Consider the following 11,517-nt stretch of genomic DNA (forward strand, 5'->3'; position numbering starts at 1 on the left):
GGAAGTCGTCGACCGACTTCCACTCGCCGAACGGCGCCAGCCAGCCCCCGGGGCCGAGCTGCTGCGCCAGGTTGGCCGGCAGCTTCACCCACTCGCTGATGTAGAACTCCCCAGGCTCGCGCGCGGGGCGGAGCAGCAGGGGCGACTGCGTCCACGGGTGGACCTTCCGGTTCACGCGCAGATGAAGCGCGCGGGTCGGAGCGCGGTCGCAGCCCTCGATCGTCTCGAGGGCGGCGGTGACGACGCTCGAGAGATCGCCGCCCATGGTCAGCAATTGGATGGCGGCGTCCCCGCCCCAGAACCTTCCGGGCCAGGTGAAGCCGGTGGCGGAATCGGTGCCGACGAGGCCCTGGTAGGCGTGGTAGGGCCGGATCCTGTACGGCGCCGTCAGCCGGACGGCGCCCTCGAAGCCCGAGGCAAACAGCAGCGTGGCCGGCGCGCGCGGCCCGCCGCTCCGGCCCGGGATGCCGCGGCCGGCAGCCGCCAGCAGCGCCGCGGCGGCGCCGAGGCATGTCCGGCGCGAAGCCGGAAGGGCGCCGGCCGGCGCGGCGAGCCGCGAAGCCGGGGTTGATCGCGCCGCCGGCGCGCGCGGATCGAAGCCTGGCTTCACCGCCCCGCGGCGCTCCGGTCCCGCGTGGCGCGCGGCGACGGGTCGCAGTGGCGCGCGCAGCCTCCGCCCCGGCGGGCGGTGCGGACGGATGGGGACGGAGTGGCGCGCGGCACGCGCGCACGGTGCGCCGGCGCGTGGCGCGCGGCCATCCTGTCGCGGGCATTTGATCGCGGGTGATCGCAGGTCCGCGGTGAACGCGCATTTGATCGCGCCGGCGCGGCAAACGCGTGACGGCGGCCGCGCAGGCTTGGCACGATGGGCCGGCCGCCGCGTCGGGCGGGACGCCGGCCGCGCCGGATGCGCCGGTGCGACCGCGCGGCGCGGCGGCCTCGCGACCCGCCCTGCCGGACGTCACGCACACGCGGAGGACGCGATGCGCATTTCGGTGTTCGGCATCGGCTATGTGGGGGCCGTCTCGGCGGCGTGCCTGGCGCGCGACGGCCACACCGTCCTCGCCGTCGACACCAGCCAGCAGAAGGTGGAGACCATCAATGCCGGACGCTCGCCGATCGTCGAGGCGGGGCTCGGCCCGCTGATCGAGCAGGCGGTCGCGGGCGGGCGGCTGCGCGCGACGACGGACGGCGTGCAGGCGCTCCGCGATTCGCAGCTCTCCTTCGTCTGCGTCGGCACGCCGAGCCTGGCGAACGGCAATCTCGACCTGACGCAGGTCGTCCGCGTCTGCGAGGTGATCGGGCGGGGGCTGGCCGGGAAGCCGGACTTCCACGCGGTGGTGGTGCGCTCGACCATGCTGCCCGGCTCGCTGGCGGGGGTGGTCGCGCCGGTCCTCGAGGGCTGCTCCGGAAAGAAGGCCGGCCGCGACTTCGGCACCGCCCTCTACCCCGAGTTCCTGCGCGAGGGCAGCGCGATCCGCGACTACGATCAGGCCGGGACGGTCATCCTGGGCGTGGACGACGAGCGGACCCTGGCCCTGGTCCGGGAGGCGATCGCGAAGGCGCCGGGGCGGGAGATCGTCGTCGGGACCGCCACGGCGGAGATGATCAAGTACGCGAACAACGCCTGGCACGCGACGAAGATCGTCTTCGCCAACGAGATCGGCGCGCTCTGCAAGGCCCTCGGGCTCGACGGCCACCGCGTGATGGACGCGCTCTGCGCCGACACGCGGCTGAACGTCTCCGCGGCCTACCTGCGTCCCGGCTTCGCCTTCGGCGGCTCCTGCCTGCCCAAGGACCTGCGGGCGCTGCTGCACCGGGCGAGGAGCCTCGACGTGCGGTGCCCGATGATCGCCTCGCTGCTGCCCTCGAACGAGGAGCAGGTGCGGCGCGCCTTCGAGATGGTCCAGGCGGCCGGCAACCGGCGCGTCGGGCTGATCGGGCTCGCCTTCAAGAGCGGCACCGACGACCTGCGGGAGAGTCCCGCGGTCGAACTCGCGGAGCGCCTGTTCGGGAAGGGCTACGACATCCGCATCTTCGACCGCGACGTGAACCTCGCGCGCCTCACGGGCGCGAACCTGGCCTTCATCCAGGCCCGGATCCCGCACCTCGCCAGGCTGTTGAGCGACGACCTGCACGCCGTCGCCGCGCACGGCGACACGCTCGTGCTCGTGCACGGGCAGTTCGGGGAGGGGCTGGCGCTGCCCGCGCTGCGCGCCGATCAGATCCTCATCGACCTCGCCCGTCTCGCGGACGTCCAGCGTCCGGCCGGCGGGCGGTACGAGGGCATCTGCTGGTGATCCCGCCCCGCGCGGCGCCGCCGTGGCGCGCCCCGCGCTCCGGGCCGGCGGGCGGGGTCGCGCCGGCGGTCCGGGCCCGTCCTTCGAGCGGCTGCGGGTGCGCATGCCTCCCGGCCGGAAACGCCGCAAAGGATAACGCCGTGGAACAGCCGATGGAGAATGCGCCCTCGCTCGCCGGGGTGCGGCGCGACCGGGAGGTCGGGCCTGCCGCGGAGCGGCGCGGCCCCGCCCTGCCGGCAGCCGAGCGGCCGGTCCTGCCGCTGCGGGAGTTCCGGCCGGTGGTCGTGATGAGCGTCGTCGCGCCGGCCGAGTGCTTCCGGCTGCGGAAGGAGGTCGGCCCGATCCTGGGCAAGCTGCGGAACGCCTTCGAGCGGGTCGGCGGCGTGGTCGTGCACCTCACGGCCGCGGAGCGCGGCGACGGTGCTTCCACCCTCGCCCGCGAACTCGCGGTCGCCGCGGCCTCGCTCGCCTCCTGCCGCGTGCTGCTCCTGGACTGCGGCACGGCGGAAGAGGACCGCGGCGGCACGCTCGGCCGGCCCCTGCCGGACGTCGTGTCGTCCTTCCTGCGGTGCGGGCAGGCCGAGGTGGCGCTGGTCACCGTGAGCGGCGCGAGCTTCCACGCGGCCATGCTGCGTCCGTCCTTCGAGCCCGGCGGCCTGTCCGAGGACGGCCGGAGCCTGGGCGAGCTGTACCACGGCCTCCGGCGCGCCTACGACCTGCTGATCGTGGACTGCCCGCCGATCCTGGAGGCACCCTACCTGGTGCGCATCGCGCAGGAGACCCCGCAGGTGGTGCTGGTCGTCCAGGCGGAGAAGACGCGCATCCCGAGCGCCATGCGCGCGCGGGACGAGATCGCCCTCGCCGGCGCGAATCTCGTCGGCGTGGTGCTGAACAAGCGCCGCCCCTACCTTCCCCGCTTTCTCGACCGCCGTCTCTGACGCCCGGGACGGAGCCGCGCCGGGGCGGCGCACGGCCGCGGCCCGCTTCCCGCGCGCGGCCGGATGCGGTCGCGCACGACCGCGTCCGCTGGCGGCATTGTGAGGGCGGCAGCCGCGCGGATGCCCGCAAGATGCGGCGGAGCGGTGCCGGCGCGGCAGTGCGCGAGACCTCGCCGCCTGCCGCGTCGGCAAGCGCCGTGTCCGTGCGACCGCCGGCGCCGCCGGCCGTCACCGGGTGGGAGGCTGGGGGCGCGGGTGAAGGTCAGCTTCCTCATCAAGGCCCTGAACGAAGAGGCCCACATCGCGCGCACGATCGAGAGCTGCCTTGCCGCCCTCGAGCGCGTGGACGGCGAGGTCATCCTCGCCGACTGCCTCTCGTGCGACCGGACGGTCGCGATCGCCTCCCGCTACCCGATCCGGATCGTCCAGCTCGAGAACCCAGCCGACCGCGGCTGCGGCGCCGCCCCGCAGCTCGGCTACCAGTACGCGCGGGGCGAGTTCGTCTACCTGATCGACGGCGACATGGCGTTCCATGCGGATTTCCTGCCCGCGGCGCTGCAGGCGGCCGCGGCGGACGAGCGCCTCGCCGGCGTCGGCGGCATCGTCCGCGAGAGGCGGGTCGAGAACCTCGAGTTCGCCTCGCGCCTCGCCCGGGCCAGGGCGGATCTGCGCCCGGGGATCGTGGACCGCCTCGACGGCGGCGGCCTGTACCGGCGCGCGGCGATCGAGAGCGTGGGCTATCTCTCCGACCGCAACCTCCACGCCTTCGAGGAGTTCGAGCTGGCGACGCGGCTGCGGGCCAGGGGCTGGCGCCTCGCCCGTCTCGACCGGATCGCCGTTGACCACTACGGCTACACCACGAACGCCTACCGGCTGCTGTGGGCGCGCGCGAAGAGCGGATACGCGCTCGGTGCCGGGGAACTGGCGCGCGCCGCGCTCGGCCGCCCGTCCCTGCCGGAGGTGGTGCGCAAGATCCGCACGCTGTGGATTTCCGTGCTGGTCGTGGCGTGGCTCGCCGCGATCCCGTCGGCGTTCGCGCTCGCGGGCGGGACCGCGCGCGCCGCCGCGCTCTCCGGCGCCCTTCTCGCGGCGCCGCCGGCGGCCATGGCGGTGCGGCGGCGCTCCCTGAAGCTCGGTGTCTACGCCGTCGCGGTCTGGATCGTCTATGCGATCGGCACGGTGCGGGGATTCCTGCGGCGGCGCGTGGACCCGGCCGCCTGGATCCCGAGCCGCGTCCTGCACGACGGGACCGCCCTGCCGCGGCGCACGGTGCCGGCCCGCGCGCCGGATGCGCGCGCGGAGACCGCCTAGGTGCCGCGCGCGCCGGCCGTCCGCGGCCGCCCGGCACCGCCTCCCGCGGACCGGAGCAGGCGCTGATGTGCGGCTTCGTCCTCGCCTTCAGCAAGGGCGCCCCGGCGCCGCTCCTCGCCCGCCGGCTGGCGGCGATGGAGGCGGCGATCCGCCACCGCGGACCCGACGAGGCGGGCCGGCGCGAGATCGGCCCGGTGGCGATCGCGCACTGCCGGCTCGCCATCATCGACCTCGACGGCGGCAAGCAGCCGATGGCGAGCCGCGACGGCAGGCTGTGGCTCGCCTTCAACGGCGAGATCTACAATTTCCGCGAGATCCGGCGCGAGCTCGAGGCGCTGGGCCGCCGCTTCGAGGAGACCTCGGACACCGAGGTGCTGCTCCAGGCGTGGCAGCAGTGGGGCGCGGCGTGCCTGCCCCGGCTCAACGGCATGTTCGCCTTCGTCCTCTACGACGCCGAGCAGGGGACGGTCACCGCCGCCCGCGACCGCTTCGGCGAGAAGCCGCTCTACGTCTGCGAGACCGACGACGGCCTCTACCTCGCCTCCGAGCTGAAGGCGCTGCTCGCCGCCGGCGTGGCCGAGCGGCGCGTCCATCCGGCGGCGCTGGGCAGCTTCCTCACGCTCGGCTTCGTCGCCGGGGAGCAGGCGATCCTGCGCAACGTGCGGCGGCTCGCGCCCGGGCATCTGCTCACCTATGCGCCGCGCAGCGGGCTCGTGCAGCGGCGCTGGTACGAGCCGCCCTGGCCGACGGAGGAGCTCGACGACGCCCAGGCGCTCGCCGAGCGGAGCCTCGACCTCCTGCGCGACGCCGTCCGCCTCCGGCTGATCGCCGACGTGCCGGTGGGCTGCTTCCTCTCGGGCGGGGTGGACTCGAGCGCCGTCGTCGCGCTGGCCGCCGAGGCCTCGGCCGGGCCGGTCGAGACCTTCTCCGTCGGCTTTGCCGACCCCCGCTACGACGAGCGTCCCCACGCCCGGTTCGTGGCGGAACGCTTCGGCACGCGGCACCACGAATTCGTCCTCGAGCCGCAGAGCATCGAGGTGCTGGAGCGGATCGCCTGGCACGCCGACGAGCCCTTCGCCGACCAGGCGGCGCTGCCGACCTGGTTCCTCTCCGAGCTGACCCGCCGCCACGTGAAGGTGGCGCTGTCCGGCGACGGCGGCGACGAGGTCTTCGCCGGCTACGACGTCTATCGCAGCCATGCGCTGAGCGAGCGGGTGCGCCGCCTGCCCCGGCCGGTGCGGACGGCCGCGGTCGCGGGCCTGCGCGCCCTGGCCCCGGCGGCCCGGGCGCGCGCGCTCGGCCTGCTGCGCCTCGCCCGCAACATCGAGGACGCCGCCCTGCCGGCCGCCGAGCGCTTCATCGCCAAGCAGCAGACCGTGTTCCGCGACGCCTTCCTCGACCGGCACGCGCGCGGTCCGGCCGCGTGCCGCGCCTCGCGGCACGCCGTCTTCGCCGCCCTGCGCCGGCCGGGCCTGACCCCGCTCGGCGCGATGGCGGCGTGGCAGCAGCGCGTCAGCCTGCCCGACGACATGCTGCACAAGGTGGACCGGATGAGCATGGCGCACGGCCTGGAGGTGCGGGCGCCCTTCCTCGACCACCGGCTGGCGGAGCTGATGAACCGCGCCGCCTTCGCGGCGAAGATGCAGGGCGGGCGGCAGAAATTCGTCCTGCGCCGGGCGCTCGAGCGCCATCTCCCGGCCGAGTTCCTGTGGCGGCCGAAGCAGGGGTTCCGCGTCCCCCTCGGCCACTGGTTCAAGGACGACCTGGCGGGGTTCCTCCGCGACCGCCTGCTCGCCCCGCGGGCGCTGATCCATGCGGTGCTGCGGCGCGGCGTGGTCGAGACGCTGCTGGCCGAGCACGCGCGGGGGCGGCGCGACTGGGGCGCGGCGCTGTGGGCGCTGCTCATGTTCGAGCTGTGGGCGCGCGCTTGCGGCCTCACGGCGGAGGACCTCGCCGCCGATGCCTAGGCCGCGGGTGATGCTGGTCGGGCCGTGGCCGCCCACCACCGGGGGCGTCACCACCTTCCTGCTCAACGTGGCGCATTCGCCGCTCCGGGAGCGGTTCGAGCTGCTGCCGTTCACCACCTCCCGCCCGCCCAAGAGGAACGTCGCCGACAACTACGGCTACCGCTCCGTGCTGCGGGGCGGGATCGGGCGGGTGCTCGCCGGCGCCGTGGTGACGCTCTGGCACCTGCTGCTGTTCCCCTGGGCCGTGCTGCGGCGGCGCGCCGACATCGTCCAGGTGCAGTCCTCGGATTTCCAGAGCTTCTGGGAGGCGGCGCTGTACGTGGCGATGGCCCGCGCCCTGCGCCGGCCGGTGCTGATGCGCCTGGGCGGCGCCTTCGACCACTTCTACGCGGTGTCCTCGCCGCGCGCCCGGCGGCTGATCGGCCGCGTCCTGCGCCTGCCGGACCGGCTGATCGTGCAGTCCGCCTACTGGCGGGAGGTGGTGCGGCGCGCGGGCCGCGCCGAGGGCGTGGTGGTGCTGCCGAACTGGGTGCCCGATTGCCTGGCGGAGCCGGCCGCGCGCGCGCCCCGCGCGGCGCCGCTCTGTCTCTTCGTCGCGGGGACCGAGGCGGTGCGCAAGGGGGTGGAGGAGGTCCTCGCCGCGATGCGGGCGGTCAGCCTCGCCGGCTGCCCGCTGCGGTTCCGGCTGGTGGCGCTGCCCCCGCGCCTCGCGGCGCGGCTCGAGGAGGAGGGGATCGCCGACCTTGCCGAGGTCGAGGGCTATGTCGGCCATGCGCGGCTGCTCGCCATCATGCGCGAGGCCGACATCTTCCTCCTCCCCTCGCGCGGCGAGGGGTTCCCGAACGCCCTCATCGAGGCGATGGCCTCGGGCATGGCCTGCATCGCAACGCCGGTCGGCGCCATTCCCGAGATCGCCGCTCCGGAGGGGGCGATCCTGGTGCCGGTGCGGGATGCGGCGGCGCTGTCGGAGGCCCTGCTGCGCCTGGCGCGGGATGCCGCGCTGCGCCGCCGGCTGGGGGAGAACGGCCGCGCCATCGTGCGCGAGCGCTACGTCGCGAGCGCGGTCCTGCCGGTGCTCGAGCGGGCGTGGCTGGCGGTGGCCGGCGAGGCGGGGCGGCGCCCGCGACCCTGGGCGAGAGCCGCGTCAGGGTCCGGCAGCCGGCTGGTGCCGTGACGGGCCGGGCGGCCGGCGCCGCGCGCGAAAGGGAAGGGGCGTTGCCCGCGGCGATCCCGGGCGATGGGGCGGGGCCATGACGAGAAGAACGCTGCGGATGGGCGGCCTATTCTTGGGCGGCGGGCAGGACGGTTTCCGCATGAGCGCGGATGAGCGTGCGGAGAGAACGGGGGAGGGGGCGCGAACCCGGACATTGATCTTGCATCTGCTCGCGATCTATCTCGTTATTCACGCCCTGCTTTTGTGGTACGACTCGTCCGATCCAGGACTGTTTGTTCTGGGGGATCGTTCGGAGCAGCGCCAGTCGAAAATAAACGCTATATTGAATGGCGGCGGCGATTTCTGGTCGTCTCTGTTCGCGAATTCGAATCCTGGTGATTATCTGTATCAGGCTTTTGTCTATCATATCGGGGGGCGCTATGGGGTGATCGTCCTCCAGATCGCGCTCGGTTTCGTCGGCGTGGCGTGTACGGTGTATCTCGCCGCCTTGCTGAATTTCCCGCCCTGGGCGATGCGTCTGGCGGGAATGATCATGATACTGATGCCGGGCTCCCTGTGGCAGCCGCACACGCTTGTCACGGAGGCGCTGTACAATCCCGCCGTTGCCGCCGCCTCCTTGTTCATTGGCATTTTCCTGACAAAAAACGGCACGGAAGGGGCCAGGTATCTGTACTATGGCCTTGCCCTGATCGCCGTCGCGATTTCCATAAGGGTTCAGCTCGCCGCCTTCCCCTTCCTCCTGGCGGCTTATCTGTTCCTCCAGCCGCAGTTCCGGCAGTGGCGCCTGGTGGTTCCCGTCGTCCCGATCAGTTTCCTGTTTTCCGTCGCGTGGCTGGCGTTCGTCGTCGCCCACACGGGATCGCTCGCCATGCCGGCCTCCGATCACGACATGGGCACCAACCTGTACAACAGGGCGGCGCGCATAGCGAAGATCGCCCAGGTCGAGCTCGATCCGGCCGAAGAGGAGAGGGAGCGGTTGTCGGTCGGGGAATTCGCCCGCCACGTCAGGGACAACCCGGCGGCCTACCTCCGGACGCTGGCGACGGACGGACTGAACCTGGCGTTCAATCCCGGCTCCATCATTCTCCTGACGCGGTATTTCTCCCTGGGGCCGAAGGCGGACGACGCGAATTTGTGGACGAACCTCAGGGACAGGGCCGACCCGCGCGAGATACTGCGATCCGTCGCGGATTTCGGATACCTGTTCGTCGCGTGCGTATTGCTCATCCAGGCGGCATGGATGCTTCTGCTGGTTGCGTGCGGAGTCGGGTTCTTCCAGTTCTTCTTCGCGAACGACCATAGGTCTCTGCGGATATTCCTGCTGCTCCTGTTCGTGTATTCCCTGGCCGTTCTGTTCCTGTCGGGCAGCGTCCGGTGGCAGCACCGCACGCCGGTCGATTTCCTCCTCAGCCTGCTCGCCGCCTCGGGGGCGGCGCGCATCGCGGGATGGCGGTCGCGCTGACCGCGCGAGGAAGCCGGAGGGCGTTCCAGGCCCCAACCGGGGCCGCGGCGGCGCAGGCGGGCGAGCGGGCAAAGCCGGGCTGCCGCGAAGCCGGCACGGTGCGCCCGCCGCGCCGTCCGGCGGGACGCGGCGCCCGGGACCTCTGGCGGCGCCGCCCTCCGCTCGCGGCCCGGCGGCCGGCCCCTCGCCGCGCCGCGGCCTTCAGCCCACCGGCGCCGCCGGCTTCTCCGCCCGCTCGCGCCGCAGCGCGGCGAGCTCGGCGCGCAGCTCCGCCACCTCGGCGCGCAGCGCCGCGATCTGCTCGCCGACCGGGTCCACCTCCTGCTTCGTCAGGCCGTAGCCGATCGAGCCCTCGTCGCAGGGGTCGCGTCCCGGCGGCCGCGCCGGGATGCCGACCACCGTCGCGCCGCGCGGCACGTCGCGCGTCACCACCGCATTGGCGCCGATGCGCGCCCCGGCGCCGACCGTGATCGGGCCGAGCACCTGCGCCCCGGCGCCGATCGCCACGCCGTCCTCGACCGTCGGGTGGCGCTTGCCGGGCTGGCCCGACAGGCCGCCCAGCGTCACCCCGTGGTAGATCAGCACGTCGTCGCCGACCTCCGCCGTCTCGCCGATCACCGTGCCCATGCCGTGGTCGATGAACAGCCGCCGGCCGATCCTCGCCCCGGGATGGATCTCGATGCCGGTGAGGAAGCGGCCGATGTGCGAGACGAAGCGCGCGGTCGCGCGCAGGCCGAGGCGCCAGAGCGCGTGCGCCAGGCGGTGCCAGAGCACGGCGTGCACGCCGGGATAGGCGAGGATCGCCTCCGCCCAGGTGGGCCGCGCCGGGTCGCGGGCGCGGACGGTGCGGGCGAGTTCGAGGAGTTCCATCGGGCGCCCCTTCTCAGGCCAGCCAGGGCGGAACCGGCAGGTTCCGCTCGCGCAGGAATTCCGGGTTGAACAGCTTGCTCTGGTAGCGCGCGCCCCCGTCGCAGAGCACGGTGACGACCGTGTGCCCGGGGCCGAGCGCGCGCGCCACCCGGATCGCCGCCGCGACGTTGATGCCGGAGGAGCCGCCGACCGAGATCCCCTCGTGGATCAGCAGGTCGAAGACCTGCTCCAGCATCTCCGGGTCGCCGATCTGCACCGCGTCGTCGATCAGGGCGCGCGCGCTCTCGAGGTTGCCGGGCGCGCGCGCGGCCTGGCCGATGCCCTCGGTGATCGAGCTGCCCTCGGCGCGCAGCTCGCCGGTCTTGACCCAGGAGTAGAGCGCGCTGCCCATGGGGTCGGCCAGCACGATGCGCACCTGCGGGTTGCGTGTCTTCAGGGCGGCGGCGACGCCGGCGAGCGTCCCGCCGGTGCCGCAGGAGCAGGTGAAGGCGTCCACGCGCCCCCCGGTCTGGGCCCAGATCTCGGGCCCGGTGGTGGCCGCGTGGTAGGCGCGGTTGGCGAGGTTGTCGAACTGGTTGGCCCAGACCACGCGTCTGCCCTCGGCCTGCAGCTCCAAGGCGATGCGGCGGGAGACGTGCACGTAGTTGCCGGGGTCGCGGTAGGGCCTGGCGGGGACGAGGCGCAGGTCGGCGCCGATCATGCGCAGGAAGTCGATCTTCTCCCGGCTCTGCGTCTCCGGCACGACGATGATGGAGCGGTAGCCGCGGGCGTTGGCGACGAGGGTGAGGCCGATGCCGGTGTTGCCGGCGGTGCCCTCGACGACGATGCCGGGCTCGCCGGGGACGAGCAGGCCGCGCGCCTCGGCGTCCTCGATGATGCCGAGGGCGGCGCGGTCCTTCACGCTGCCGCCGGGCTGCATGAACTCGGCCTTGCCGAGGATCTCGCAGCCGGTGGCTTGGGAGGCGCGGCGCAGGCGGATCAGCGGCGTGTGGCCGACGGCGCCGGCGAAGCCGTCGGCGATGCTGGGGGAGAGGGGGGCGGTCGCCGGGCTCGCGGCGGGGGTCGGGGACATGCGTGGGCTCCACACCATGGAGGGATGGTCGGGCGGCGCCACGTGCGGATCAAGGGCCGGGGCGGGGAGGGCTGGCGTGCGGGCCGGAGCGCCGGGCGAACGGGGCGGCGCGGACTGCGGGCGGGGGGCTGGCCGGCGCCCTGCCGAAGGTCTGGCCTCCCTGAAGAACCTGCTGCTGAACGGAGCGATCCGGCGGGGCGCACCCCCTGACGGGTCTGGCCCCTCTGAAGAACGGGTCTGCTGCTGAACAGGGCGCCAGGGCGGTGATGACGGCGGACAGGGCGTTTCGACCCCCTGGAGCCCCCTGCGAAACGCCTTGCTGAGCGGCTGATGGCTGATTCGCTGAGCCTCGCGAAGGCTGAGGCGAGGCGGGGATGGGTCAGCGGCGGATCGGACAGGGGAGCCTGGCGGAGGCGCTGCTGC

9 protein-coding genes are annotated in these 11,517 nt (G+C 73.8%); 6 read left to right on the forward strand and 3 right to left on the reverse strand.

The window, feature by feature from the left end:
* Window positions 1-610, reverse strand: a 610-nt coding sequence (locus K1J50_RS17505) for a hypothetical protein (RefSeq protein WP_220119049.1), incomplete at its 3' end; no start/stop codon positions are given.
* Between the two features lie 373 nt (window positions 611-983).
* Here K1J50_RS17505 and K1J50_RS17510 point away from each other — a divergent pair.
* From K1J50_RS17510 to K1J50_RS17535, 6 genes are all read left to right on the forward strand, one after another.
* On the forward strand, window positions 984-2,300 hold the full coding sequence (locus K1J50_RS17510; protein WP_220119050.1) for a nucleotide sugar dehydrogenase: 1,317 nt from the start codon (window positions 984-986) through the stop codon (window positions 2,298-2,300).
* A gap of 140 nt (window positions 2,301-2,440) precedes the next feature.
* Window positions 2,441-3,238 carry a P-loop NTPase family protein gene (locus K1J50_RS17515; protein ID WP_220119051.1) on the forward strand — a complete coding sequence of 266 codons (798 nt, stop codon included), beginning with the start codon at window positions 2,441-2,443 and terminating at the stop codon, window positions 3,236-3,238.
* Between the two features lie 255 nt (window positions 3,239-3,493).
* Window positions 3,494-4,549: a glycosyltransferase family 2 protein gene (locus tag K1J50_RS17520; RefSeq protein ID WP_220119052.1), complete on the forward strand. Its 1,056-nt coding sequence runs from the start codon at window positions 3,494-3,496 to the stop codon at window positions 4,547-4,549.
* A gap of 65 nt (window positions 4,550-4,614) precedes the next feature.
* The gene (gene asnB / locus K1J50_RS17525; RefSeq protein ID WP_220119053.1) at window positions 4,615-6,516 is read left to right on the forward strand and encodes an asparagine synthase (glutamine-hydrolyzing); all 1,902 of its coding nucleotides are present in this window, start codon (window positions 4,615-4,617) and stop codon (window positions 6,514-6,516) included.
* Window positions 6,509-7,690 (forward strand): glycosyltransferase family 4 protein, encoded by a 1,182-nt coding sequence (locus K1J50_RS17530; protein WP_220119054.1) that lies wholly within the window; start codon window positions 6,509-6,511, stop codon window positions 7,688-7,690. The genes asnB and K1J50_RS17530 overlap by 8 nt, the downstream gene beginning before the upstream one ends.
* A 97-nt stretch (window positions 7,691-7,787) precedes the next feature.
* Entirely contained in the window at window positions 7,788-9,152 is a 1,365-nt protein-coding gene (locus K1J50_RS17535; protein WP_220119055.1) for a hypothetical protein, read from the forward strand.
* Between the two features lie 201 nt (window positions 9,153-9,353).
* Here K1J50_RS17535 and cysE read toward each other — a convergent pair whose 3' ends face one another.
* Both cysE and K1J50_RS17545 read right to left on the reverse strand, forming a co-directional pair.
* Window positions 9,354-10,022: a serine O-acetyltransferase gene (gene cysE / locus K1J50_RS17540; protein ID WP_220119056.1), complete on the reverse strand. Its 669-nt coding sequence runs from the start codon at window positions 10,020-10,022 to the stop codon at window positions 9,354-9,356.
* 13 nt (window positions 10,023-10,035) lie between these two features.
* The gene (locus K1J50_RS17545; RefSeq protein WP_220119057.1) at window positions 10,036-11,094 is read right to left on the reverse strand and encodes a cysteine synthase A; all 1,059 of its coding nucleotides are present in this window, start codon (window positions 11,092-11,094) and stop codon (window positions 10,036-10,038) included.
* Window positions 11,095-11,517 lie beyond the last annotated feature (423 nt).

It is taken from the genome of Caldovatus aquaticus, from assembly GCF_019458025.1.
Classification (GTDB): domain Bacteria; phylum Pseudomonadota; class Alphaproteobacteria; order Acetobacterales; family Acetobacteraceae; genus Caldovatus; species Caldovatus aquaticus.